Origin of the sequence: Frankia sp. AvcI1 (assembly GCF_001420875.1) — a bacterium.
Lineage (GTDB): Bacteria > Actinomycetota > Actinomycetes > Frankiales > Frankiaceae > Frankia > Frankia alni.
Genome location: NZ_LJFZ01000028.1, coordinates 71,874 through 96,184, shown reverse-complemented (window position 1 = coordinate 96,184; position 24,311 = coordinate 71,874). Strand labels below are relative to the sequence as shown.

19 protein-coding genes, 14 pseudogenes and 1 CRISPR repeat array are annotated in these 24,311 nt (G+C 73.9%); of the genes and pseudogenes, 20 read left to right on the top strand and 13 right to left on the bottom strand.

Features of this window, described 5'->3' with window-relative positions:
* Positions 1 to 299 precede the first annotated feature (299 nt).
* From UK94_RS24350 to UK94_RS64105, 4 genes and pseudogenes are all read right to left on the bottom strand, one after another.
* A complete protein-coding gene (locus UK94_RS24350; protein ID WP_055751665.1) occupies positions 300 to 818 on the bottom strand; it encodes a DUF5666 domain-containing protein in 519 nt (172 codons plus the stop codon).
* A gap of 223 nt (positions 819 to 1,041) precedes the next feature.
* Positions 1,042 to 1,184, bottom strand: a pseudogene (locus UK94_RS64115) (PPOX class F420-dependent oxidoreductase); the annotation flags it as partial.
* A gap of 1 nt (position 1,185) precedes the next feature.
* A partial coding sequence (locus tag UK94_RS64110) for a PPOX class F420-dependent oxidoreductase (protein WP_235489593.1) occupies positions 1,186 to 1,431 on the bottom strand: 246 nt, incomplete at its 3' end.
* Positions 1,432 to 1,650: 219 nt separating this feature from the next.
* Positions 1,651 to 2,008: direct repeats of the CRISPR family, unit length 32 nt; unit sequence CGGTTCGTGATCATCCCTGGAGGGATCGCAAC.
* A 190-nt stretch (positions 2,009 to 2,198) separates the two neighbouring features.
* Positions 2,199 to 3,035 (bottom strand): protein-tyrosine phosphatase family protein, encoded by an 837-nt coding sequence (locus tag UK94_RS64105; RefSeq protein ID WP_011602809.1) that lies wholly within the window; start codon positions 3,033 to 3,035, stop codon positions 2,199 to 2,201.
* A 96-nt stretch (positions 3,036 to 3,131) separates the two neighbouring features.
* Between UK94_RS64105 and UK94_RS24335 the strand changes: the two genes are divergently transcribed.
* Positions 3,132 to 3,593, top strand: coding sequence for a MarR family transcriptional regulator (locus UK94_RS24335; RefSeq protein ID WP_011602810.1), 462 nt, complete (start codon positions 3,132 to 3,134; stop codon positions 3,591 to 3,593).
* Positions 3,594 to 4,214: 621 nt separating this feature from the next.
* On the opposite strand, the pseudogene UK94_RS64100 reads toward UK94_RS24335, so the two are convergent.
* The 3 pseudogenes from UK94_RS64100 to UK94_RS76455 all read right to left on the bottom strand — a co-directional run.
* Positions 4,215 to 4,292: pseudogene (locus tag UK94_RS64100) on the bottom strand (hypothetical protein); the annotation flags it as partial.
* Position 4,293: 1 nt separating this feature from the next.
* Positions 4,294 to 5,100 (bottom strand): annotated as a pseudogene (locus UK94_RS64095) (FAD-dependent oxidoreductase); the annotation flags it as partial.
* A gap of 1 nt (position 5,101) precedes the next feature.
* A pseudogene (locus UK94_RS76455) lies at positions 5,102 to 5,260 on the bottom strand (NAD(P)/FAD-dependent oxidoreductase); the annotation flags it as partial.
* Positions 5,261 to 5,422: 162 nt separating this feature from the next.
* On the opposite strand from UK94_RS76455, the pseudogene UK94_RS76450 reads away from it, so the two are divergent.
* The 4 genes and pseudogenes from UK94_RS76450 to UK94_RS24320 form a co-directional block, all read left to right on the top strand.
* Positions 5,423 to 5,987 (top strand): annotated as a pseudogene (locus UK94_RS76450) (pentapeptide repeat-containing protein); the annotation flags it as partial.
* A gap of 1 nt (position 5,988) precedes the next feature.
* Positions 5,989 to 6,095 (top strand): annotated as a pseudogene (locus tag UK94_RS64080) (pentapeptide repeat-containing protein); the annotation flags it as partial.
* Between the two features lie 142 nt (positions 6,096 to 6,237).
* Positions 6,238 to 6,487 (top strand): annotated as a pseudogene (locus UK94_RS64075) (TSUP family transporter); the annotation flags it as partial.
* Position 6,488: 1 nt separating this feature from the next.
* Positions 6,489 to 7,395 (top strand): sulfite exporter TauE/SafE family protein (locus tag UK94_RS24320; protein ID WP_235489590.1); only part of this gene is annotated, 907 nt, incomplete at its 5' end.
* Here UK94_RS24320 and UK94_RS64070 read toward each other — a convergent pair.
* From UK94_RS64070 to UK94_RS24305, 5 genes and pseudogenes are all read right to left on the bottom strand, one after another.
* A pseudogene (locus UK94_RS64070) lies at positions 7,300 to 7,969 on the bottom strand (NAD-dependent epimerase/dehydratase family protein); the annotation flags it as partial. The gene UK94_RS24320 and the pseudogene UK94_RS64070 overlap by 96 nt on opposite strands.
* A 1-nt stretch (position 7,970) precedes the next feature.
* Positions 7,971 to 8,343 (bottom strand): NAD-dependent epimerase/dehydratase family protein (locus tag UK94_RS64065; protein WP_235489588.1); only part of this gene is annotated, 373 nt, incomplete at its 3' end.
* A gap of 78 nt (positions 8,344 to 8,421) precedes the next feature.
* Positions 8,422 to 8,817 carry a sensor histidine kinase gene (locus tag UK94_RS64060; RefSeq protein WP_313949586.1) on the bottom strand — a complete coding sequence of 132 codons (396 nt, stop codon included), beginning with the start codon at positions 8,815 to 8,817 and terminating at the stop codon, positions 8,422 to 8,424.
* Between the two features lie 74 nt (positions 8,818 to 8,891).
* Positions 8,892 to 9,384, bottom strand: a 493-nt coding sequence (locus UK94_RS64055; protein WP_313949585.1) for a histidine kinase dimerization/phospho-acceptor domain-containing protein, incomplete at its 3' end; no start/stop codon positions are given.
* 208 nt (positions 9,385 to 9,592) lie between these two features.
* Positions 9,593 to 10,327, bottom strand: coding sequence for a response regulator transcription factor (locus UK94_RS24305; RefSeq protein ID WP_011602817.1), 735 nt, complete (start codon positions 10,325 to 10,327; stop codon positions 9,593 to 9,595).
* Between the two features lie 243 nt (positions 10,328 to 10,570).
* On the opposite strand from UK94_RS24305, the gene UK94_RS24300 reads away from it, so the two are divergent.
* The 3 genes from UK94_RS24300 to UK94_RS34090 are packed head-to-tail and all read left to right on the top strand — an operon-like array spanning position 10,571 to position 12,791.
* A complete protein-coding gene (locus UK94_RS24300) occupies positions 10,571 to 11,272 on the top strand; it encodes a glycosyltransferase family 2 protein (protein ID WP_055751658.1) in 702 nt (233 codons plus the stop codon).
* Entirely contained in the window at positions 11,269 to 11,973 is a 705-nt protein-coding gene (locus tag UK94_RS24295; protein ID WP_231861548.1) for a DUF2064 domain-containing protein, read from the top strand. Before UK94_RS24300 ends, UK94_RS24295 begins: the two co-directional genes overlap by 4 nt.
* Positions 11,974 to 12,029: 56 nt before the next feature.
* Positions 12,030 to 12,791: a methyltransferase domain-containing protein gene (locus UK94_RS34090; RefSeq protein ID WP_235489586.1), complete on the top strand. Its 762-nt coding sequence runs from the start codon at positions 12,030 to 12,032 to the stop codon at positions 12,789 to 12,791.
* Positions 12,792 to 13,247: 456 nt separating this feature from the next.
* Here UK94_RS34090 and UK94_RS64050 read toward each other — a convergent pair whose 3' ends face one another.
* Positions 13,248 to 13,865, bottom strand: coding sequence for a molybdopterin-dependent oxidoreductase (locus tag UK94_RS64050; protein WP_235489625.1), 618 nt, complete (start codon positions 13,863 to 13,865; stop codon positions 13,248 to 13,250).
* A gap of 738 nt (positions 13,866 to 14,603) precedes the next feature.
* Between UK94_RS64050 and UK94_RS24275 the strand changes: the two are divergent.
* The 12 genes and pseudogenes from UK94_RS24275 to UK94_RS24245 form a co-directional block, all read left to right on the top strand.
* A pseudogene (locus UK94_RS24275) lies at positions 14,604 to 15,897 on the top strand (glycosyltransferase 87 family protein); the annotation flags it as partial.
* A gap of 355 nt (positions 15,898 to 16,252) precedes the next feature.
* The coding region (locus UK94_RS24270; RefSeq protein ID WP_235489583.1) for a TetR/AcrR family transcriptional regulator at positions 16,253 to 16,853 on the top strand (601 nt) is incomplete at its 5' end.
* Between the two features lie 84 nt (positions 16,854 to 16,937).
* On the top strand, positions 16,938 to 17,738 hold the full coding sequence (locus UK94_RS24265; RefSeq protein ID WP_011602825.1) for a DUF1918 domain-containing protein: 801 nt from the start codon (positions 16,938 to 16,940) through the stop codon (positions 17,736 to 17,738).
* Between the two features lie 223 nt (positions 17,739 to 17,961).
* Positions 17,962 to 18,181, top strand: a pseudogene (locus UK94_RS74925) (alcohol dehydrogenase catalytic domain-containing protein); the annotation flags it as partial.
* A 5-nt stretch (positions 18,182 to 18,186) separates the two neighbouring features.
* Positions 18,187 to 18,916, top strand: a pseudogene (locus tag UK94_RS24260) (zinc-binding dehydrogenase); the annotation flags it as partial.
* A 1-nt stretch (position 18,917) separates the two neighbouring features.
* A partial coding sequence (locus UK94_RS74920; RefSeq protein WP_268761599.1) for a hypothetical protein occupies positions 18,918 to 18,993 on the top strand: 76 nt, incomplete at its 5' end.
* A gap of 318 nt (positions 18,994 to 19,311) precedes the next feature.
* Positions 19,312 to 20,085 (top strand): annotated as a pseudogene (locus tag UK94_RS24255) (SAM-dependent methyltransferase); the annotation flags it as partial.
* A 1-nt stretch (position 20,086) separates the two neighbouring features.
* Positions 20,087 to 20,133, top strand: a 47-nt coding sequence (locus UK94_RS74915; protein WP_268761598.1) for a hypothetical protein, incomplete at its 5' end; no start/stop codon positions are given.
* Positions 20,134 to 20,678: 545 nt separating this feature from the next.
* A pseudogene (locus tag UK94_RS64035) lies at positions 20,679 to 20,741 on the top strand (hypothetical protein); the annotation flags it as partial.
* Position 20,742: 1 nt separating this feature from the next.
* Positions 20,743 to 22,253: pseudogene (locus UK94_RS64030) on the top strand (EAL domain-containing protein); the annotation flags it as partial.
* Positions 22,254 to 22,272: 19 nt separating this feature from the next.
* The coding region (locus UK94_RS64020; RefSeq protein WP_235489579.1) for an EAL domain-containing protein at positions 22,273 to 22,592 on the top strand (320 nt) is incomplete at its 5' end.
* A 119-nt stretch (positions 22,593 to 22,711) separates the two neighbouring features.
* Positions 22,712 to 24,241 carry an acyl-CoA synthetase gene (locus UK94_RS24245; protein WP_055751653.1) on the top strand — a complete coding sequence of 510 codons (1,530 nt, stop codon included), beginning with the start codon at positions 22,712 to 22,714 and terminating at the stop codon, positions 24,239 to 24,241.
* Positions 24,242 to 24,311 lie beyond the last annotated feature (70 nt).

Below are 24,311 nucleotides of genomic sequence, written 5' to 3'. Positions count from 1 at the left end.
CCGCAGGGCGGGCTCGGGTCAGGACGGGGCGGACCGGGATGCCGGGTCGCCGGGCGGGGATCATCCCGATCGGCGGCTGTCGTGATGGATCAGATCGCTCGATCGGCCATCGTATGAGACCGGGACGAACGGGTACGTCCGGCGTCCGTTCGTATCGGGTGCTCGACGGCGTGGTGCAGACACCGACCGCCACGCTTGAGTCCCGTTCCCAGTGGGGAGGCATCTGTTGGTGAGGCGGGAACCCCCTGTCGCGAGATGCGGGAATCCTCGGCCTTCAGGCCGAGGAGGACGTCGAGAGTTCAGTCCTTGGGGTCGGCGACGGCCGTCGCGGTGCGCGTGTTGCCGGCGACCGTGGCGCGGACGGTGACGGTCGCGCCCGGGTGGATGTCGGTGGCCTTCGCGGGCTTCCCGTCGGCGCGGAACCTCGTGTCGCCGTCGATGACGTACGTGGCCGCGTAGCCGTCCTCGCTGGTCAGGCTGATGGCGGTCGCGCTGATTGCGGTCACCTTCCCCCGCTGCCCCGCGACGACCTGGAAGCCCTTGGCCGTCTTGATGGTCGCCTCGCCGTGCAGGCCGTGCTCGGCCAGCCGGTGCTCGCGCCGCAGCCGGCGTGCCTCGGCCGGCTTCGGGTGGTCCTCGGTGGTCGGTGATGCCGCCGCGGTGGTCGGAGCCGCCGCGGCGGTCTGCGCTGCCGATGCCGGTGCCGGCGCGGCGGATGCGGCCGTGCCGCTGAACCCGAGGCCGACCCCCAGCCCGAGCCCGAGCAGCCCCGCCGCCGCCACGGCCGCACCCCGTCGTCCCGTCAGGAACCTGCCCATCTCTGCCGTCCTCTCCCGATGGCGCCCGCACGCCGTACCTGGACCGGGCGACCCGCGCTCGGTCGCCCGACCGATCGGCGTCGCGCGCCGCTGCGGCGCGCTGGCAGACCCACAATGCGACAGCAGCATGTGAGCGGGATGCGAACGCGGTCGGGAACGGATCTCAGCCGGCGGGCACCGGTGTCGGGAGGTCGGACCGGCGCCGGCTCTTCCGGCGGACGGGTTACTGGAAGCTGACCGCGGTCGGCCGGACCGCGTAGGCCACCCTGTGCGGCGCATCCGCGGGCGGCCCGTCGAGCTTCATCGCATAGCGGTCGGCGAGCCGCATGAAGAACTCGGCGAGCGGATCGGGGTCGATCCGCTCGANGACGCCGCGGATCTCCAGGTACCGGTAGGGCGCCTCCGGATCGTTGACGGACACCGCCACCTGCGGCGTCGCCGTGACGTTGCGGTACTTCTGCCGTGTCGTGGTGTTCGTGAACCACAGGAACGTGCCGTCCCAGAGCATCCACATCGGGTTCACCTGGGGGGTACCGTCCGGCCGGATCGTCGCGAGGTGCCCGAACAGCGGCCGCTCCAGCAGATCACGATGACTCTCGGGAATGACTGTCATATCCCGACGATATATCAGTACCTTGATGGTGGGCCCTGCCGACCCGGCGGCCTGGACCGCACGGGGAAGTGAGACCGAACGCGCGAGGTCGGGGAAAGCGCCTCCTTGCACCCTCGAGGATCAATGCCCTGACCTGGGCAGTTGCATCACTGCCGGACCGCTGCAACGATCATGTCGCACGCCCCGCAGGTATCCTCTCCGACCTGCGGCTTTACCATGGGGTTCGTGATCATCCCTGGAGGGATCGCAACCCGATCTGGGAATACGGCGCCTTCCTCGACGTCCGCGGTTCGTGATCATCCCTGGAGGGATCGCAACGCGATCAGGTCTATGAGCTGTCCACGGAGGTCGGTTCGTGATCATCCCTGGAGGGATCGCAACCCGATCTGGGAATACGGCGCCTTCCTCGACGTCCGCGGTTCGTGATCATCCCTGGAGGGATCGCAACGCGATCAGGTCTATGAGCTGTCCACGGAGGTCGGTTCGTGATCATCCCTGGAGGGATCGCAACCCGACCGTCGGCCCGCTCACAGCGCACCATCCGGTTCGTGATCATTCCTGGAGGGATCGCAACCCGCCTGTCGTGTCTGCGGGCGTCGGCAGGTCAGGCCGCGTAGTGGTCGTGGGGGCGGGGGCATCGCGAGGTCGGGCTCGCTTTCGATGGCGCAGCGCGGTTCCGCGGAACACCTTGATCGTCGGGCGAGCCGGTTCGGGCTGAGCTGGAGGGGGTGCGATGCGCCGAGGCGGGGGGCGATCGGCTGGAACTGTCAGAGGGTGGGGAAGCGCTCGATCCAGCGGCGTTGCCAGGGGGTCTCGACAGCCCGCGGGTGATGGTGCGCCCGGGTCCAGGTGACGGCGTCCGCGGGGGAGAGGCCGGCCAGCACGGCGAGGCAGGCGAGCACGGTTCCGGTGCGGCCGACGCCGCCGCCGCAGGCGAGCTCGATGCGGTCGGACGTCTGCGTGTGCGCGTGCAGCGCGCGGATGCGGGCGGCGGCCGTCGCGGGATTGCGCGGGAGGAGAAAGTCCGGCCAGTCGATCCACTCGTGCGGCCAGGTCAGCTGACCGTCATGCCGCCGCCGCAGCCGGGCGCCGCCCAGGTAGAGGCCGCGCTCGGGGTGAGGGCCGGGCGGCGGGGGGTGACGCAGCCCGCGCGGTCGGATCCAGCCTCCGTCCGGCAGCCGGATCGCCCCGGGTAGCGTGCTCGCCGCGGACGGGTCGCGAGCCGTGGACGGGTCGCTCGCCCCGAGCGGGTCGCTCGCCCCGGCCAGTTCGATGGTGGCGGGCCGTTCGAGGGCGGCGGAAGGCGCGGCGCTGTCCTCGGCGGGGCGGGCGGCGGGGTCGCCGGATCGGATCGGTCCGGACGACGCGCGTGCGGCCGAGGCCGGTGCGGGGGACTGCGGGCCGCCGTCCGTCGGATGGGCCGGCGGAACATCGGCACTGGCGGGGGGTGCGCCGGCTCCCTCGGAGGTGGGGGCCGGGGATTCGGGTCGCCGGATGGTGGCCGGCCCGACGGTGCCCGGCGACGCATCCGCGCCGACCGAGGCGCTGGGGATGCGGGGGATGGCGGGGATGGCGGGGATGCTGCCTGGCTCGGTGGCGGTCATGGGTCCTCCGATCCGCGGTAGCCTCGGATCAGTATGGCCGTCCCGGCCATCCGTGGGTCGCCCACCCCAGCGAGTCGAGCGGGCGCAGTGAGGGCCGTGGCCGCCAGATCCCGCCCGGTCGACGCGAGGGCCGAGCGGCTCGGCCTGGCGATCAAGCGGGCCGAGCAGGTGCTGATCGCGGAGAAGGCCAGGGTGCTGCGGCCATTGGGCCTCACCGTCGCGCAGTACGTGGCGATGGCCGCGATTGCCGAGACTCCGGGCATCTCGGGTGCGCGGGTCGCCCGGCAGAGCAACGTCACGCCGCAGACGATGGCCGTGGTGCTGGCCGGTCTGGAGGCGAAGGGGCTGATCGAGCGGCAGCCGTCCGGCGACCACGCGCAGGTCCTCGTCACCCGCCTGACCCGGGCGGGCCAGGCGCTGTTCCGGCGCGCCGACGCCGCGGCACTCGAGGTCGAGGAGCGGCTCGCCGCCGCGTTCAGTGACGCCGAGCTTGCCACCCTGCGGGAGCTGCTCGCCCGGGCGACGGCGGCGATCCCCGCCCCGGCCGCGGCCAGCTGACGTCCCCACTCGCGGGAAGGCGGGTGTCATCCCGCCTCGCTGCATTGTCATCGCGCCTTGCGGCCGACTGTTGGCCCAGGTCACGGTACGGACGACGACCGCCCGGCGGGAGCTCGTCCGACCGGGCGGTCGTGTGGTGGTGCGTGCGGCTGCGGACTGCGCGGCCTGTGCCGTGCGACGCGAGTGGTCTAGACCCGGGTGGGTTCCCGGCTCTCGGTGCCCTGGGGCGGGACCTGGGTGCGGGCCGCGCCCGTCCAGGACGGTGCCTCGTCGGCCTTCGGCGGCAGCGACGGGGCGAAGTTCTCCCCGAGGCGTTCCAACGCCGCGCGGGCGAAGATCTGCTGCTGGGTGACCGTGCGCTCCGAGCGGCCCCGGCCGATGAAGCTGACCGTCCAGTGCAGCAGGGTGGTCAGGCGGTGCTTGAAGCCGATGATGTAGACGAGGTGCACGGCCAGCCAGACCAGCCAGGCGAAGAAGCCGCTGAACTGGATGTTGCCGATCTTGGCCACCGCGCTGAACCGCGAGATGGTGGCCATGCTGCCCTTGTCGTTGTACTTGAACGGGTGCCCGGTCTGCTTGCCGGCGACCCAGGCCTTGATCTCCTTGGCCGCGTGCCGGCCNCCCTGGATCGCGACCTGGGCGACACCCGGCAGCCGGTTGAGGCTCATCATGTCGCCGATGACGTAGATCTCCGGGTGGNCCGGGAGGGTGAGGTCGGGGAGTACCTCGACGCGGCCGGCGCGGTCGATGCCGGCGCCGGTCTGCTCGGCGAGCTGCTTGCCGAGCGGGCTCGCGGCGACGCCGGCGGCCCAGACCTTGCAGACCGAGTCGATCCGGCGGCGGGTGCCGTCGCTGTCCTCGACCTCGATGCCGGTGGCGTCGACGTCGATGACCTTGGCCCCGAGCTGCACCTCGACGCCGATCTTCTCCAGCTTGTCGGCGGCCTTCGCGCCGAGCCGCTCCCCGAAGGGGGGGAGCACGGCGGGCGCGGCGTCGAGCAGGATGACCCGGGCCTTGGTGGGGTCGATGCTGCGGAAGTCGCGGCGCAGCGTGCGGCGCGACAGCTCGGCGATCTGGCCGGCCATCTCCACGCCGGTGGGGCCGGCGCCGACGACGACGAAGGTCAGCAGCCGCTCGATGTCGGCCGGGTCGGTCGAGCCCTCGGCGAGCTCGAACATGCCGAAGATCCGGCCGCGCAGCTCGAGGGCGTCGTCGATGCTCTTCATGCCCGGGGCGTGCGTGGCGAACTGGTCGTTGCCGAAGTACGACTGCCCGGCGCCGGCAGCGACGACGAGGCTGTCGTAGGGGTGGACCGTCGTCCGGCCGAGCAGCTGCGACGTGACGGTCTTCGCGTTCACGTCGATCGTGGTCACGTCGCCCAGGACGACCTGGGCGTTCTCCTGGCGGCTGAGCACCTCGCGGGTGGTCGGGGCGATCTCGCCCTCCGACAGGATGCCGGTCGCCACCTGGTAGAGCAGCGGCTGGAACAGGTGATGGGTGGTCTTTGNGACGAGGGTGATCTCGACGGGCGCCTTGCGAAGAGCCTGCGCGGTGAACAGGCCCCCGAAGCCCGAGCCAATGATCACTACGCGGTGCGGGGAGCTCTGCCGCCCCTCGAGCCGTTCCGGTTCGTCGGCATGCCCTGTGCGGGCGCTGTCCGTGCTCACGATCCTTCTCCGCTCAACCTTTGACTCCCAGCGGTGCCCGTTGGCGCCGCGGAGACCTTATCCCCGATAGCACGTCGGTCTCCACCAACTATTTTCCGCCGTATACCGGCCGGTGGATCGTGTTCATCGTCACCTCCGAGTCGGAAACATCGACCACGGACTATGTGGCGTGGAACACACTCTCGGCGGCGGGCGGTAGGCTTAGCCCGGACCTTGATCGACGCGTGCGGCCGGTCCCACTACCGGTCGCTGGGGAGGTGCCGCGTGCCGGCTCGGAAATACGGCCCGACGGCGCCCGCGGTCGACCATACCGTCCGCAGCCTGGCCGAGGTCGGCGGGGATCTGTCTGGGCAGGAGCATGATCACGTCGCCTTCGTCGACCTCGACCTGACCGAGGTGCCGACCACGGGCGCGGTTCTGGACTCCTGTACCTTCCGCGGGGTCCGGTTCAACGCATCGGGTTATTCAGATACCGCTTTCATCAACTGCGTCTTCGTCCGGTGCTCCTTCTTCGACACGAGCTTCGACGCGTGCAAGTTCACCGGCAGCCTGTTCGACGGATGCACGCACGACCTCATGAAGGTCGGCGGCGGGGATTGGTCCTTTGTTGGTCTGTCGCGGGCAAAACTGAGTCGCGCGTCCTTCGTCGGGGTCCGGATGCGGGAGGCGGACCTGACGGGTGCGCGCTGCGATGGCGCCACACTGCGTGACAACGATCTTTCCGGTGNGCTGTGGGAGGGGGCCGACCTGTCCGGGGCAGACCTGCGCGGCAGCGACCTGTCCGCGCTGGATCCGCTGGCCGTCACGCTGCGGGGCGCCCGCATCGATCCCTGGCNGGCCATCGTCGTCGCGACCGCGCTCGGCCTCGCGGTGGACTGACCCCGGGGTCGTCCCGAGCGCCCCTGGCCGCGGGCCGCCGTCCCCTCGCGGGAATTGCTCACGATGCCTATCGTGCAGGTAGGGAAGGTGGGCGTCGTATGGATCTCGATCCCCTGATCACCCTCGCGGGGTTCGTCGTCGGCGCGGTCGTCGGGATGACCGGCATGGGCGGCGGCGCCCTGATGACGCCGGTGCTGGTGTTGGCGTTCGGCGTCCACCCGCTCGCCGCGGTGTCCAGCGACCTGGTCGCCTCGGCCGTGATGAAGCCGGTCGGCGCCACCGTCCACCTGCGTCGCGGCACGGTCCACCGGGGCCTGGTCGGCTGGCTGTGCCTGGGCTCGGTGCCGGNCGCCTTCAGCGGCGTGCTCGTCCTGCGGGCGCTGGGCGACTCCGACGCCGTCCAGGAACGGATCAAGGTCGCCATGGGGGCGCTGCTCGTCCTCGCGGCGGCGGGGATGCTGGCGAAGTCCCTGGTCGACCGCGGCCGGCCGCCGGCGCCCGCGGGCGAGGTCGTCATCCGGCCCCGCCCGCTGCCGACCGTCCTGATCGGCGCCATCGGCGGGCTGGTCGTCGGGCTGACCTCGGTGGGCTCCGGCTCGCTCATCGTCGTGCTGCTGCTCGGCCTCTACCCGCGCATCCGGTCCTCCCAGCTCATCGGCAGCGACCTCACCCAGGCGGTCCCCCTGGTGGCCGCCGCGGCGCTGGGGCACCTGCTGTTCGGGGACTTCCAGCTCGGCCTGACCGGTTCGCTGCTGCTCGGCTCCCTGCCCGGGGTCTATCTGGGAGCGCGGATCTCCGCCGGAGCGGCGACGAGCCGGATCATCCGGCCCGCGCTCGTCGTCGTGATCTCGCTCAGCGGCCTGAAGCTGGTCGGCGTGCCGACGGTCTGGCTCGGCGGGATCCTGTTCGCGATGCTCGGCACGGCGGTGGTCGTCCTGGCGCTGCGCCGCCATGCCCGGGCCGCCGCCGACGCCGATGTCGCCGCCGGCCCAGCCGATGGTCCCGTCGGGGTGGCCGTGGCCGCGGGGATCGGGCCCGGCGCGTGGCCGACCGGAGCGTCCCCGGTGAGGGCCGTCGCCCGAGATCGCTGGGAGATCACCGACGTGCGGGTGCTCGTCGCGTCCACGGCCGGGAGCCCGGCCGGGATGGCGGTGGGGATCTCAGCCGCGCAGCGGGTCGCGGGCGAACGCCGCCATCCCCGCGGCGAAACCTACCCGCGCCCGGTAGCCGAGCAGCTCGGCGGCGCCCACCGATGAGGCGACGATGTGCCGCACGTCGCCGATCCGGTAGCCGCCGGTCACGACGGGCGACGGGCCGCCGACGGCACGGGCCAGCGCGTCGGCCATGTCCCCGACGGTGCGCGGTGTCCCCGAGCCGATGTTCAGGGCCGTGAGGCGGCCGGGCCGGTCCGGGCGGCGTGCCGCCAGCAGGTTGGCGTGCGCAACGTCGTGGACGTGGACGAAGTCCCGCAGCTGGCCGCCGTCCTCGAACACCCGGGGTGCACGTCCGGCCGCCAGGGCGCTGCGGAAGATCGACGCGACCCCCGCGTACGGGGTGTCCCGGGGCATCCGCGGGCCGTAGACGTTGTGGTAGCGCAGGGCGATCACGGTGCCCCCGGTTGCGGCCGCCCAGGCGGCGGCCAGGTGCTCCTGGGCCACCTTGGTCGCCGCGTACACGTTGCGAGGATCGATCGGAGCGTCCTCGCGGACGGGGACGGACGCGAGCTGCCGGTGGCAGTGCGGGCAGGGCGGTTCGAATCGCCCGGCGTCCAGGTCGGCGCGCACCCGCGGGCCGGGGCGCACCGCTGCGTGCTCGGCGCAGCGGTAGCCGNCCTCGCCGTAGACGACCATGGAGCTGGCCAGCACGAGGCGCCCGATCCCGGCACGGGCCATCGCGGCGAGCAGCACGGCCGTTCCAAGATCGTTGTTTGCGGCGTACGCCGGCAGGTCGTCGAGGTCCACCCCCAGGCCCACCATCGCGGCCTCGTGGTACACCACGTCGATCCCGTCGAGCGCGGCCTCGACCTGGCCGCGGTCGGTGACATTGCCGACGACGAGTTCGGCGCCGCCGTTCACCGCGGGGGCGACCCGGTGCACCGCCGGCAGCAGGGCGTCGAGGATCCTGACCTCGTCGCCGGCCGCGACGGCCGCGTCCACGATGTGGGAGCCGATGAAGCCGGCGCCGCCGGTGACGAGAACTTGCATGGAGCCGACGCTATCCGCGCCGGCCGCCGCCGGATCTTACGATCCGCGGACGGCGCTGCATCCCGCCCGCTGCGGCGGTCAGGACGTCGGGAGGGCGACGACGAAGCGGCAACCCCCCGGCTGGTTGTGCACGCTGACGGCGCCGCCGTGCGCCTCGATGATCCCGCGCACGATCGCCAGGCCGATGCCCGAGCGCATCCGCGGCTGCCCGGGCCCGTCGTCGCCCTCCGGTGTTCGCGCGGGCTCCCCGCGGAAGCCCAGGTCGAACACCCGGGGGAGGTCCTGCGGCGGGATACCGCCGCAGCGGTCCGCCACGGCGAACAACGCGCGGTCCGCGGCCATGGTGGCGCTGACCTCCACCGTTCCGTCGTCCGGGGTGTGCCGGATGGCGTTGACCAGCAGGTTCGTCAGGGCCCGCCCAACCTCGACGGCGTCGGCGTCGACGCAGCCGGAGTCGTCGGCACTGCCACGCACGACGACCCCGCGCGCCCGCGCGATCGGATCGACGGCCGCGACCGCGTCCGACACCACGTCCGCGACGCGCACCNTTGCCAGGCTCAGCCGCAGCGCCCCGGCCTGCAGGCGGGCCAGCTCGAACAGGTCGTCGACCATCCCGGTGAGCCGCTCGGCCTCGGTGAGCACCCGGCGGTGGTAGCGGTCCGTGGTCTCGGGATCGGTGATCAGGCCGTCCTGGAACGCCTCGGCCATCGCCCGGATCCCCGCCAGCGGGGTCCGCAGGTCGTGGCTGATCCAGGCGACGAGCTCCCGGCGGCTCGCCTCCAGGGCCCGTTCGCGGGCGAGCGACTCGACCAGCCGGGTGTTCGTGGCGTCGAGCGTGGCGGCGAGCGTGGCGAGTTCCGTCGTCGGGACGCGCCCCGCGCCACGGTAGCCGGGATCGCCGAGGCTCGCCGCCGCCCGGGTGAGGGCACCGGTCCCGGCCACAACCGGACGCCCGACGCGCAGCGCGAAGGCGGAGGCGACCACCGCCGAGACCACGACGACGATCAGGACTACGCGCAGGTCGTGATCGGAGAGGAACATCATCCGTGCCGTCACGGCGACACCCACGACGACGGCGACGATCGGCCACACGCACAGCGCCGCGGCCATCGCCCACAGTGGCCGGCGGCGCAGCGTGAGCAGCAGCGGCACGCCGCTGACGGCCGCGGCCGTCGANCAGCCCAGCGCGATCCCCGCGACCTCCAACTCGGCGATCATCGCATCCCCGCGATCCCTGGACCGCCGCCGTTCATCCCGCCTGCCGTGGGTCGCCCGGCGACGCCTCCGCTCCGGCCACCGCCGGCGGGGCGTCGTAGCGGTAGCCAACGCCCCACACGGTGACGAGCAGGCGGGGGGCGGTCGGATCGTCCTCGATCTTCTCCCGTAGCCGGCGGATGTGCACGGTCACCGTCGACGGGTCGCCGTAGCTCCAACCCCACACCTGTTCGAGCAGCTCGACCCGGGTGAAGGCGTGGCCGGGCCGGCGCAGCAGGAAGGCCAGCAGGTCGAACTCGCGGACGGTGAGCCCGAGTGGCACCTCGTGGCGGGTCGCGGTCCGCGCCGCCGGGTCGACGACCAGGGCGCCGGCCCGCAGGACGCCGGGCTCCGGGGCCGCGGCGGCTTCGGCCGCCCGCCGCAGCACCGACCGCACCCGCAGGGTCAGCTCCCGCGGGGAGAACGGTTTGGTCACGTAGTCGTCGGCGCCGACCTCCAGGCCGGTGATCCGGTCCGCCTCGTCGGCACGCGCGGTGAGCATGATGACCGGGACGGGTCGGCGGGCCGTCAGCCGGCGGAAGACTTCGAGGCCGTCGAGGCCGGGCAGCATCAGGTCGAGGACGACGAGGTCGGGCGGCCGGGCCTCGGCGGTGCGCAGGGCGCTCGGGCCGTCCGCGGCGCGGTCGACGTCGAAGCCGGCGTTGCGCAGGTAGCGGTCGACGACCTCGGCGACGAGGGCGTCGTCGTCGACGACGAGGACGCGGGCCATGCGGCCACGATAGGCAGCCCGGGCCGCCCTCGCCCCGCCTGGCGCGGATGTTCCCCGCTTCGTAATGTCCCGCGGACGGTGGGGATGGCCGGGTGTCCGCACGGGGGCCGACCAGTCGCCGTCGGCGGCGCTCCCGACCGCCTCCGTCGCACCGATGAGCCAGGTCAGCGGGCCGACGTTCGCCGAGGGCCGTCCTCGTTCCGTAATGATCGATCATGGTTGCCCGGCACTACAGTCCTGATCATGTTTACGGAAAGTGATGGTGGCCGGACGTCGGTGGACGTCGTCCTGCCCTGCCTGGACGAGGCCGGGGCGCTGCCCTGGGTACTCGACCGGATCCCGGCGGGCTACCGGGCGATCGTGGCCGACAACGGGTCGCGCGACGGATCCGCCGAGGTTGCCCGTGGCCGGGGCGCGACGGTCGTCGCCGTGCCCGAGCGCGGCTACGGGGCGGCCGTGCACGCCGGCCTGCTGGCCGCGGACGCCGACGTCGTCTGCGTGTGCGACGCCGACGCCTCGCTCGACCCGGCCCGGCTGCCCGACCTCGTCGCCCTGCTCGCCTCCGACCTGGTCGACTCGACCGCCGGCCGCGCCGATCTGGTCCTCGGCCGGCGCCGCCCGACCTCGCTGCGGGCCTGGCCGCCGCCCGCCCGGCTCGGCAACGCCGCCGTCGCCCGCCGCCTGCGCCGCCGCGGCGTGCCGGTACGTGACCTGGGGCCGATGCGGGCCGCCCGACGCGCCGATCTGCTCGGCCTGTCGATCGCGGACCGTCGCTTCGGCTACCCGCTGGAGCTGCTGCTGCGCGCCACCCAGGCGGGCTGGCGCATCGCCGAGACGGACGTCGCCTACACCCCCCGGATCGGCCGGTCCAAGGTCACCGGGACGCCGCTCGGTGCCGCCCGCGCGGCCCGGGACATGTCGGCGCTGCTGGCGAGCATCCGGTGAGGCTGCTCGTGATGGCGAAGGAGCCGGTGCCCGGTCGGGTGAAGACCCGGCTCACCCCGCCGCTGCGCCCGGAGCAGGCCGCGGCCGTCGCGGCGGCGGCGCTCGCCGACACCCTCGCCGCCGTCGCGGCGGTCACCGTCCGGCCCGGATTCGCCGACCTGCGTCCCGTGCTCGTCCTCGAGGGCGCCGCCGGCCCGTGGCTGGCCACGGCCGGCGGCTTCGGCGGGCTGGCGGTGGCGGCCCAGACGACCGGCCCGTTCGACGCCCGCCTGGCCGCCGCCTTCGCTGCCGAGACCGGCCCGGCGCTGCTCATCGGCATGGACACGCCGCAGCTCACCGCCGACCTGCTGGCCGCCTCCTGCCAGGCACTGCGTTCGGCTGACGCGGTGTTCGGCCCCGCGGCCGACGGCGGCTGGTGGGCCCTGGGCCTCGCCCGACCCGACGGCGACCTCCTGCGCGGCGTGCCCACGTCCCGCCCCGACACCGGCGCCCGCCAGCGTGCCCGACTTGGCGCCGCCGGCCTCGACGTGACGGTGCTGCCGACGCTGCGGGACGTCGACACCGCGGCCGACGCGACGGCGGTCGCCCGGCTTGTCCCCGGTGGCCGGTTCGCCGCGGCATGGCGCGCGGCGGACACCCGCGCCGATCTGGACGCTCGGCAGGCACCCGGCGCGTCCGCGACCGCTGCCGCGACACGGTGACCGCGGAAAAGGTGACCGCGGGAACGGCGACCGCGGAAAAGGTGACCGCAGAAAAGGTGACCGCGGGAATGGTGACCGCGGCGGGCGATGGATGGGAACCGACTGACATCTACGAGGCGGGACTGCGCTCCACCGCCGGCCGGCTATGGGCGCACCATCCGGACGGGCGGCGCTTCCCGCTGCCGGTGCACCGGTGGCGGGGCACCCTCCCGCCGCGTTCCGAGCCCGAGGCAGTGGCCGCCCTGAGCGGTGTCACTGTCGGGGGTGTTGCCGGAGCCAGTGCCGCTGGTGGTGGGGCGCTGGCGGCCGGGGATCTGTCCCTGCTGTGGCGCTGCGCGGGGCCGACCCTCGACGTGGGCTGCGGGCCCGGACGGCTGGCCGCGGCGCTCGCCGCCCGCGGGGTGCCGGCGCTCGGCATCGACGTCGCGCCGCTCGCCGTGCGGCTGAGCCGGCAGGCCGGGGCCGTCGCGTTGCGGCGTGACGTGTTCGGCCGGCTGCCGGCCGAGGGTCGCTGGGTCGCGCTGCTGCTGGCCGACGGAAACATCGGCATCGGCGGGGATCCGGTGCGCCTGCTGCGCCGCGCCGGGCAGTTGCTCGCCCCGACCGGCCAGGTGCTCGTCGAGGTCGAGCCGCCGGGAACTCCGACCGGGCCCGTCCGGCTCCGGCTGGAGGACGCCACCGGTCGCATCTCCAAGCCCTTCGCCTGGTGTCTGGTCAGCCTGGACGAGCTGGCCGTTCTCGCGCCGGCCGCCGGCCTGCTCGTCGCCGGGTCCTGGCAGAGCGCCGGTCGCCACTTCGCCGCCCTGGGCCACGGCTGACGCCCGGACGCCCGCGCCGCGCCGCCACCNCCCGGACGGCCATGATGAGCGCGGCGCCGGCCCAGACCGCGCCGAGGACGATGGCGAGGTTGCGGCCGTAGGCCAGCGGGTTCACCGAGGGGTTGTCCGCGGATCCGCCGTAGCCACGCCACAGCGGCAGCGACGCCAGCGCCACCGATCCGCTGACGACAAGCGCGCCCTGCACGACGGCGCGGTAGGGCGCCGGGACGAGTCGGCTGAGCGCGAAGCCCACGATCATCGTTGCTGGCACCAACAGCGCGTCGTGGACGACGATCCCGCCGATCAGCCAGGCACCGGCGTTCGTCGGGCGCGTCGCCCGGGACATCGACAGCAGACCGTCGACGCCGTAGCCCAGGGCCGCGAGCCCCGCCGCCGCGAGCACCACCCGCAGGGCGAGCCCGCCGACGCTCGGCCCGCTCCTGCCGCCGCCGCTCGTCACAGCATCACCACCCGGTGCACCCACTTCGTCTGCAGGACGCCGGGCCGGTCGGGCGCGATGAGCCGGGCCGGGTAGCCGTGGTCGAGGTCGAGGTCGGCGCCGTCGAGGCCGGTGGCCAGCAGGGTCAGCGGATCCCGGGCGTGAGCGGGGCGCACCTCGCTGGCGCGGTAGCCGCCGCGCGCCTCCAGCGACTCGACCCGGACGGTGGCGTCGACGGGGATGAGCGCCGCGTCGAGCAGGTCGCGCAGCCGGGGGCCGTGCCAGGTCGCGTCCGCCGACCAGCCCTCGACACAGGTGATCGGCAACCGCACGGTGTGGCGGGGCAGCGCGTGCACCTCGGCGAGGTGGTAGACGACCCGCCGGACGCCGACGACCTCCAACCGGTACTCCGGATCGCGGGCCGCGGCGGCGACCCGGGCGGCCCGCGCGGTCCGGTTCACCGGGAGCCCCTGCGGGCCGAGGTCGGGCCGGCGGGGGGCGAGCAGGTCGAGCGGTGCCAGCGCCGGAACCGACTGGCCGGCCGTCGTCGCGACGATGACGGCCGCCGCGGTGCCGGTCGCCACCGCCAGCCCGCGGCGGGTGAGCCCGCCGGTCGGCGGGCCAGCGTCCTGCATGCCTGCGTGGGGAAGGTCCTCGTATCGATTCCGGCCCACGTTCGCGCGCACGACGGTCAGTTTCGCGGCTATATGCACGACCAGGGCGCCGATGATGATCCAGGCGACCCAGTAATGGGTCACGGTGAAGAAGAAACGGAACCGGTACCACTGTGCGATGTTCGCGATTCCGGACGCGAGCTGGAATATGGCACCGGCGATCAGCGGCACGATCGTGAGTCGTTCAAGGGCATGCCCGACGGATCGCAGCGGCGGCCATTCCCACAGCCGCGGATACACCGTCCACAGCTTCACTAGCAGCAACGGGACGCTGGCGAGACCGGTCGTGACGTGCAGACCCTGCGTGACCCGGTACAGCCAGACCGGCCGGGAGGGCCATTGCAGCCAGTCCGGCGGATGTTGNATGAAATGTGACACGAGCCCAGTCAGGAAACAGGTTCCGAAGGTGATCCCGAGCGCGATGCCCAGCAGCGACGCCACTCGCGGATCATGCAGCGTGCTCGGGAACGCCCCAGCCCGCAGCGGGCCGCGGCNCATCGCCTCCGGTGGTTCCNGCAGTTTTGTGGAAAGCAGGCGGGCCCCATCGGTCGGCCGGCCGATGAACACGCGGGAAAACCGTTGCACGAGAGGCAACGTAGGTCGCCGCAACCGGAATCCGGCCTGATCGTCGCCTTACGGAACGAGGAAACCGCGCCTCGACACCCGGGCATCCCGCCGCTGTCCTGCGAGGCTCGGCGCATGCCGTCCGCCGCCGCCGTGTCGCGAAGCCGCCCGGACCGTGCCCTGATCGGCGCGGGCGTCGGGCTGGCGGGGGTGCTCGCCACGCAGCTCGCCGTCCGCGCGGTCCCCGGCTACCTGCCCGGCCGGGCCGGTGTGTTGCCCGGGGTGCTGGTGTGGTGGGTCCTCGGAATCGCGACGGCCGCGTCACTGGTGCGGACGGCGAACCGGCGGGCCGCCGCCGGCCTGCTGCTGGCCGGGATCCTCGCCGTGCACGCGGTCGCGGCGACCGGACCGCCCCAGCTCTCCGACGACCTGTACCGCTACGCCTGGGACGGCCGGGTGCAGGCCGCCGGCGTCGACCCCTACCGCTACGGCCCCCTGGACCCGCACCTGGCCGGGCTGCGCGACCAGTGGCTGTTCCCCGATGCCGCCGGCTGCGCGGCGATCGAGCGGGGCCCGCACTGCATCCGCCTCAACTACCCGCGGGCGCACACCATCTACCCGCCGGTGGCGCAGGCGTACTTCACCGCCGTGCACTACCTGCCCGGCCCGCCGCGGGAGCACAAGCTCCAGCTCTACGGCTCGCTGCTGTCGCTGGCGTTGACCGGTCTGCTGATGCGGATGCTCACCACCCGCGGTCGGGATCCCCGGTACGCGGCGTTCTACGCGCTGTCGCCCCTCGCCGGCCTGGAGGTCGGCTCGGACGCGCACGTCGACGTCCTCGGGGCCCTGCTCGCGCTGGCCGGCCTCGCCGTGCTCACCCGCCGCTCCGCCCGCCCGCCGGCGGCACCCTCGTCCTCGCCGCAGCCGTCCTCGCCGCAGCCGGCGTCGCCGTCACGGTGGCGGGCGGCGGCGGCCGGGGCGCTGCTCGGCGCCGCGGTGGCGGTGAAGCTGTACCCGGCGCTGCTGCTGCCGGCCGCCGCCCGGCGTCGCCCGGTGGCGCTGGTCGGTGCCGCGGCCGGGGTCGTCGGGCTGGCGTATCTGCCGCACCTGCTCGCCGTCGGCACCGGCGTGCTCGGCTTCCTCCCGCAGTACCTCGACGTCGAGGGCTACGGCCAGGGCGCGCGGTTCCTGCTGCTCGTCGGCGTGCTGCACCTCGGCGGGTCGGCCGCGAAGGCGGTGGCGGTGACGGTGCTCGCGGCGGTGACGGTGGCGGTGTGGCGTACCGACCCCGACCGGGTGCCCCCCGAACGGGCCGCACTGTGGACGGTGGGTGCGGCGTTCCTCGTCGCCACGCCGGTGCAGCCCTGGTATGGCGTGCTGCTGGCGGCGCTCGCCGTCGTCGCCGGGCGGCTGGAGTGGCTCGCCGTGGNCGCCGCCGCCCATCCCGTCTACCTCTCGCTGTTCACCGATCTACCCGGCGATGCCTGGACCTTGCGGGTGACCTCCTACGCGATGGCCGCCGCGATCGTCCTCGCCGCGACCGGCCTGCGTCACCGACTCACCGTCCCCGGCCGCCAGGTGGACCGGGACGCGGAACCGACGCTCCTCGCCCTGCCGCTGGATTCTGGAGTGAGGGCTCCAGAGAGGTAGGGTTCGTCGATGAACCCACCCGTCCCCGGCGGTGCCGGCGGTGCCGGCGGCCAGGACGGTCGCCGGATCACCCGCAAGGGCCAGNCCACCCGGGCGCGGATCGTCGCGGCCGCCGCCGAGCTCATGTACGCCCNGGGCGTCGCCGGCACCAGCACCGAGGACGTCCGCGTCGCCGCCTCGGTGAGCAGCTCGCAGCTCTACCACTACTTCGAGGACAAGAACGCGCTGGTCCGCGCCGTGGTCGCCTACCAGACCGAGGCCGTGCTCGCCTTCCAGCAGCCGCTGTTCAGCCGGCTGGACAGCCTGGCGGGGCTGGCGGCCTGGGCGGACACGCTCGTCGACTTTCACCTCGGTCTGCATCTGCGCGGCGGCTGCCCGCTGGGGTCGCTGGCCAGCGAGCTCGCCGATGCGGATCCGGTCGCCCGCGAGGCCCTGGCGGCGGCGTTCGCCCGCTGGGAGGCCGCCATCCGGGAGGGTCTGGCGGCCATGCGCGCCCGGGGCGAGCTGCGGGACGAGGCGGATCCGGACCGTCTCGCCCTCACCCTGCTCGCCGCGGTGCAGGGCGGTCTGCTGCTCGCCCGGACCCGCCGCGAGGTGGCGCCGCTGCGGGTCGCTCTCGACACCGTGCTGGACCACATCCGCTCCCTCGTTTCCGACGTCGTCCGTCCGTATCCGGTCGGGTCGGCCTCGGTCGTGGTGACCTCCGGCGTCCCGGTTCGGGTCGAACGGCACTGACCTGGGCGTTGTTCATGCCGGAGGCTGGAGCCAGCCAACAGCCGAACACGACTGCGCACAGGCGCGCAGGGCGGAGGAGGAGCAATGGCCGGTGTGCGGTTTCCCCGTCACAAGCCCGTCACGGTGCCCCGCGAGATGACCATCGTCGAGGCCGCCCGGTGGATGGACGTGCAGGGGGTGGGATCACTGCTGGTCATGGACGGCGAGGACCTCGTCGGGATCGTCACCGATCGGGACCTGGCGCTGCGGTCGCTGCGGCGGCGCATCCCCTTCGACGGGCGGGTCGAGGCAGTGATGACCCGCGGCGTCGTCACCCTGGACGTGGACGCCGACCCCGCCGACGTGGTCCGCATGTTTCGCGAGCACACCGTCCGGCGACTGCCGCTCACCGACAACGGCCGGGTGGTCGGCCTGATCGCGCTCGACGATGTCGTCGCGGCCCCGGCGTTCGCCGCGGTGCCGGCCGGTCGGGCCGCCGGTGGCTCCGGAATGGGCGCGCCCACGCCGGTCGCCGCGGCCGGCCCTGAGCCGACCGCCGAACTCGCGGACCTGCCGGGACTGGCCGATCTCGCCGCGGCGGTGGCCGCCGAGACCCCGCGCTCCCTGCACGAGGGCGGGCTGCCCGGCCCGAAGACCGTCACCTGGCTACCCGAGCCCCGGCTCGGCCGCTGGCGGGCAGCCGTCGGCGACCGGCTGGTCGTGTCGCCGCCCAACCCCGGCCGGCCGCCGTGCGGCGGGGAGATCCTGGAGGTCCACTCGCCTGCCGGTGACCCGCCCTACCTGGTCCGATGGGGCGACGGCGGCCACGCCACCTTTGTCTACCCTGGCCCGGACGCCGAGGTGCAGCCTCTGGGCGGCAACGCCGGGCCGGTGGCCCCGGTCTGACGGCTCGAGCCCGGCGTCCCCCAGCCGGCGCTCCCCAGCGTCGCAGCGGCCTCGGCTCGGCGGCGGGCGTCTGGCCGGGGCGCGCGTCTGGCCTTCGGGTCTGGCCATCGCGTCTGGCCATCGGGTCTGGCCATCGCGTCTGGCCATCGGTGGGACGAGGATGGNCTTGGTGCTCGCGAGGGCCGCGGGCCAGGGCGAGGGGGGCTCGTTGCGCGCGCTGCGGATGACCCGTTACCAGTCGGCTCCCGAGCTCGTCGAGGTGCCCGACCCCGTCCCCGGGCCGGGTCAGGTGCGGCTGCGGGTGGCCGCCGCCGGTGCCTGCCACAGCGACCTGCACCTGATGGAATGGCCGGCGGAGCAGATGGTCGGGCAGGGTCTGCGCCTGCCGTTCACCCTCGGCCACGAGTCCGCCGGCTGGGTCGACGCCGTGGGCGCCGGGGTCANCGCGGTGCGGGTGGGTGACGCCTGCGCCGTCTACGGGCCCTGGGGCTGCGGGCACTGCCGAGCGTGCGCCCGCGGCGCCGAACAGTACTGTGAGGTCACCCACGGGATGGGTGGCCCGGGCCTCGGTGGGGACGGCGGTATGGCCGAGTACCTGCTCGTCGACGACGTGCGCCACCTCGTCCCGCTCGGCGACCTCGACCCGGTGGCCGCCGCGCCGCTCACCGACGCCGGGCTCACCCCGTATCACGCGATCCGCAAGGCGCTGCCGCTGCTCGGGCCGGGCTCGACCGCGGTGGTGATCGGGGCCGGCGGCCTCGGTCACCTCGGCATCCAGATCCTGCGGGCGATCACCTCGGCCCGCGTCGTCGCCGTCGACGTCGCCCCGGGCAAGCTCGTCCAGGCGCTGGCTCTCGGCGCGCACGCGGCGGTGCCGGCGGGCGAGGACGCGGCCGCCGCGATCCGGGCGCAGACCGTCGGCGGACTGGGCGCGCAGGCCGTGTTCGACATGGTCGGCAGCGCCGCGACGATGGCCACCGCCGCGGCTGCCGTCGGGGCCGAGGGACGGATCACCGTCGTGGGCCTGGCCGGCGGGGCGCTGCCGTTCCGGTTCGGGACGGTGCCGTTCGACGTTGACGTCTCGCTGCCGTACTGGGGCACCCGCGGCGAACTGTTCGAGGTCCTCGACCTCGCCCGCGCCGGCCTGATCCGCGCCCACGTCGAGACCGTCCCGCTGGNCGGCATGCCCGCCGCCTACGACCGCCTGCGCGCGGGCGACGTCTCCGGCCGCATCGTCATGGTCCCCTCGGCCTGAGCGGGACGTGGCGGGCCCGGGNTCAGGTCACGGGGNTGATTCCAGCGATCGCCTGCGCGCGAGCTCGTTCTGACCGAAGCCGAACCCTCGATGCTCGGGACGAGCGCGCACATCGTGGGCGTGGCGCGCAGGCCGTCGGGGCTCGATGTCTGCTTCGCGCAGGTGAGTGCACCTGTGGGTGGGGTGACGGGCCGGGCGATCCGGACGTGAGGTGTCCGTTCTGCGTAATCGGCAATACCCCGCGTGGTGACGAAGGCTGCGGTGGTGGACAATTCACTCACGTTAGGTCGTCGATCGGACCGGGCAGGGGATGAGCGGATGATGGATGAAACGCCCGGGTGGGCCGCGGGTGTCGACGTCGATCGGCCGAGCGCCGCGCGGATGTACGACTACGCGCTCGGCGGGTCGCACAACTTCGCCGCGGACCGGGAGGCCACCCAGGCGGTGATCGCCGCGTTCCCGGACGGCCCGCTGGTGGCGCGGTCGAACCGGCTGTTCCTGCACCGGGCGGTCCGCTTCCTCACCGCCGAGGCGGGGATCACCCAGTTCCTCGACCTCGGCTCGGGCGTGCCGACCGTCGGCAACGTGCACGAGGTCGCCCAGGGGATCAACCCGCAGGCGCGGGTCGTCTACGTGGACATCGACCCGGTGGCGGTCGTCCACTCCCGGATGCTGCTCGCCGACAACCCGCTGGCCACGGTGCTGCAGGCGGACATCCGCGAGCCGGCCTCCATCCTCGGGTCGAGCGAGGTCACCGGGCTGCTCGACCTCTCCCGGCCGGTCGCGGTGCTGATGGTCACCGTGCTGCACTTCGTCGCCGACGGCGACGACCCGGCCGGGATCATCGAAGCCTTCCGGGCGGCGACGGTGCCCGGCAGCTACCTGGCGGTGTCCCACGTGACCGCCGACGAGCGGGCCGAGCAGGTGCACGGCGCGGGCAAGGTGTACGAGTCGACGCCGACCGGGGTCACCCCGCGGTCCCGGGCGACGATCGCCGCCCTGCTCGCCGGCTACGACCTGGTCGAGCCGGGGCTGGTCTACCTGCCGTCCTGGCGGCCGGACGAGGCGCACGGCGGGCGCGACCCGCTGGCCNCCGATCCGAGCCGGGCCGTGGCGCTGGCCGCCGTCGGCCGTCGGTAGTCCATCCGACAGGCGTGGAGAAGAGGTACCTGTCCCCGGCTGCCCGCAGCCGCGGGGTGGTGCGTTTCGCGCGGGTGTGGGCGCGTGCCATCGTCGGTGCGAGCTACCCGGCCACCGGCCTNCTCGCCGTGGAGGAGCGGCTGCTCGGCCTGACCGAGCGGCTCGTCGATGCCCTGCTCGACGAGCCCTGGGCTCACGAGCCGCCCGCTGATGAGCCGCCCACTGACGAGCCGTTCGCTCACGAGCCGTTCGCTGACGAGCCGCTTGCTGACGAACCGCTTGCCGGGGAGCCGGCCGCGGTCGGGGCCGCCATCGCGGACTACACCTTCNGCGCCGCGGACGCGCTGGCCGCCACGATCCGCGTCTGCGGCGCCCGGCTGCTTCCCGAGCTGGGCCTCGACGCGGATGGCGAGCTCACCGGCCGCGTCGCCGCCCTGCAGGGAGCCCTGGCGCACGGATACACCCGCGCCCTGCGCGAGCGAATCCTCGCCGGCCAGGACTCGATCCACCGCGCCGCCCACCTGGCCACCGACGCCCGGTTCCAGATGATCTTCAACGGGGCCGCGATCGGGATCGTGCTCGCCGACGCCGCCGGGCGGATCGTCGACNCCAACGACGCCTTCCTGCAGATGCTCGCCGTCGCCCCGCACCGGGTGCACGGTCGGGCGCTGCACGAGTTCGCGCATCCCGACGACGCCGCCGGTCTGCGCGACGCCCACGCTGCCCAGCGGCTCGCCGGACCGGCGCACCTGCGCACGGAGCTGCGCTTCGCCGGGCCCGTCGGCGCCACGGTGCGGGCCGAGCTGACCACCACCTGCCTGCGCCAGGCCGACGGACGTGGCGAGATCCAGCTCTCGATGATTGTGGACGTCACCGAACGTCACCGGTTACAGGGCCGCTTACACCGGCAGGCCCGGCACGACCCGCTGACCGGGTTGCCCAACCGGACGGTGCTCGCCGAACGGGTCACCGAGTTGATGGCCGCCGAGCCGGACCGACGCCTCGGGCTGTGCTTCATCGACCTCGACGGGTTCAAGGCGGTCAACGACAGCCTCGGGCACGACGCCGGCGACCGGCTGCTCGTCGCGGTCGCCGGGCGGCTCACCGCGGCGCTGCCCCCGGGCCAGCTGCTCGTCCGGATGGGTGGGGACGAGTTCGTCGTCCTCCTCGCCGACACGGCCGGCATCGACGACGTCACCGCCACCGCCCGCGCCGTGCTCGCGGCGCTGGCGGAGCCCGTCCGGGTCGGCGACCAGTCGTTGTCGATCGGCGCGAGCATGGGCCTGGTCGAGCGACCCGCGGCCGACGGCGACCTCGCCGATCTGCTGCGCGCCGCGGACATCACCCTGTACCAGGCGAAGGACGCCGGGCGGGGGCGGTGGGCCGTCTTCGACGCGGAGCGCAACGCGCGCCAGGTGACCCGGCACACCCTGTCGACGATGCTGCCCGGCGCCGTGGAGCGGGACCAGTTCATCGTCGTCTACCAGCCGATCGTCACCCTCGGCGAACAGTCTGGCCGCGTTCGGGCCGGCTGGGCTGGAGTGGCCGGCGGGGCTGGGGTGGCCGGCGGGTCCGGCGGGTCCGGCTGGGCTGGCGGGGTGATGATCGGGGTGGAGGCGCTGGTCCGCTGGCGGCATCCCCGGTTCGGGCTGCTCGGTCCGGAGGCGTTCATCGGCCTGGCCGAGGAGACGGGCCAGATCGTCCCGCTGGGCCGTCGGGTGCTGGAGCTGGCCTGCCGGCAGGCGGCCCGCTGGCGTGAGCTGCGTCCGGACGGCGCGGGCGCGCCCTTTGTCAGCGTGAACCTCACCGCTCGCCAGACCCACGAGACCGACCTGGTCGACCAGGTCGGGCGAATCCTCGACGAGACCGGGCTGCCGCCCGAACTGCTCCAGCTCGAACTCACCGAGAGCGCGTTGATGGGCACGGCCGGCGAGCCTGCGCGGGCCCTGGACGGTCTCGCGGCGATGGGCGTGCGCATCGCCATCGACGACTTCGGCACCGGCTACTCCAACCTCGCCTACCTGCGCCGGCTGCCGGTGCACACGCTCAAGCTTGCCGGGCCGTTCGTCGACGGCTTCGCCTCCGCGCGCGGGCACGACCCCGACGGCGAGAAGATCGTGNGGATGCTCGTCGAGCTCNCCCACTCGCTGCGCCTGACGGTGACGGCCGAGGGCGTCGAGACCGCCGCCCAGGCCGAGGGGCTGGGGCAGGTCGAATGCGACAGTGCCCAGGGCTACCTGTTCGCGCCGCCGCTGCCGCCCGGTGAGATCACCCGCTGGCTGCGTGCCGCTCCCGCCGACGCACCGCCCGCCGACGCACCGCTCGGCGGTGCCCGGCCCGGCGGTGCCCGGCCCGGCGTCGACCCGCCCGCCGGGGGACGGCCCGCCGAGTCCTCGGCCGTCTCGGTGCTGCCTGTGCCGCGGGCCTGTGGTGCTCCTACCTCCGGATATGTCGGGTGAGCAGACCCGCTTGACTTGGCATGTGACCGCCCTAACATCGTTTACTACGTAAAGGGCGCATTGCGGTCCGTGCCAGCGGGACGGTCGACAGGGAGGGTCACATGCCAGAGGCTGNGGCGATGCTCGGCGAGCCGTCCCGGCATCCGGCGGACCGGCTGGCCGTCGTGATGGCCGACGGCAGCGCGCAGCTCACCTTCGGCGAGCTGGAAAGCCGCAGCCGGCAGGTCGCGCACCTGCTCGCCGGCTATGGTCTGCGTCCCGGCGATCACGTGGCGATCCTGCTACCGAACCGGCCCGAGTACTTCGAGGTCGCCTGGGGCGCGCAGCGCAGCGGCCTGTACTGGACGCCGGTCAACTGGCACCTCACCGCCGAGGAGACCGCCCACATCGTCGACGACTGCGGGGCGCGGGTGCTGTTCACCTCCGCCGAGCTGGCCCCGATCGTCAAGCGCGTCCGGGAGTCGGCCACGCGGCTGGAGCACATCGTCATGATCGACGCCGGCCCGGCCGAGCTCGCCGAGGGCATCCTCGACCACCGCGCCACCCTCGCCGGCCAGCCGGACGCCGAGCCCGCCGGCCAGGTCGAGGGCATCTACATGTTCTACTCGTCGGGCACGACGGGCCGCCCCAAGGGCATCGAGCCGGCGTTGCCGCTCGACCCGTTCGGCACCGGCCTGGCCATCGACCGCGCGATGGTCGGCTCGTTCGGCTTCGGCCCGGACAGCGTCTACCTGTGCCCGGCGCCGCTCTACCATGCGGCGCCGACGGGCTGGAGCACCGCGACCCAGCGCCTGGGCGGCACGGTCGTCCTCATGGAGCGCTTCGACCCCGTCGAGGCCTTGCGGGCCATCGAGCGCTACCGGGTCACCCACGTCCAGGTCGTGCCGACGATGTTCGTCCGCCTGCTCAAGCTGCCCGCCGCGCAGCGCACCGCCTTCGACCTGGCCAGCCTGCGCCTGGTTGTGCACGCCGCGGCCCCCTGCCCGCCGGAGGTCAAGCAGCGGGTGATCGACTGGCTCGGGCCGATCGTCTTCGAGTACTACGCCGGCAGCGAGGGCGGCGGCATGTGCGCGATCACCTCGCAGGAGTGGCTCACCCACCGCGGTTCGGTGGGGCGGGCCGTCGTCGGCGTCGTGCACATCGTCGACGACGACGGCGCGCAGCTGCCCGTGGGCGAGATCGGGCGGGTCTTCTTCGAGAGCCCGACCCGGATGGAGTACCACAACGACCCGGAGAAGACCGCCGCCGCCTACAACGACCGTGGCTGGCTGACCCTCGGCGACCTCGGCCATCTCGACGCCGACGGCTATCTCTACCTGGCCGATCGCCGCACCGACCTGGTCATCTCCGGCGGGGTCAACATCTATCCGCAGGAGATCGAGAACGTGCTGATCCTGCACCCCGCCGTCGCCGACGTCGCGGTGATCGGCGTGCCGGACGCGGAGATGGGGCAGCGGCTGCTCGCCGTGGTCCAACCGACTGCCGAGGCGGTCGTCGGGGCGGAGCTCGCGGCCGTGCTGCAGGCGTTCGGCCGCGAGCGGCTCGCCGGTTTCAAGGTGCCGCGCACGATCGAGTTCGTCGAGGAACTGCCGCGGCTGCCCACCGGCAAGCTGCAGCGCGTCCGGCTGCGCGAGCGCTACGTCGGCTGACGGGCGCCCGGCGCCGCGCGGCCGGCCGACCGGCGTCGCCTGCGCCCCAGGGCCGTGGCCGGCCGGCGTC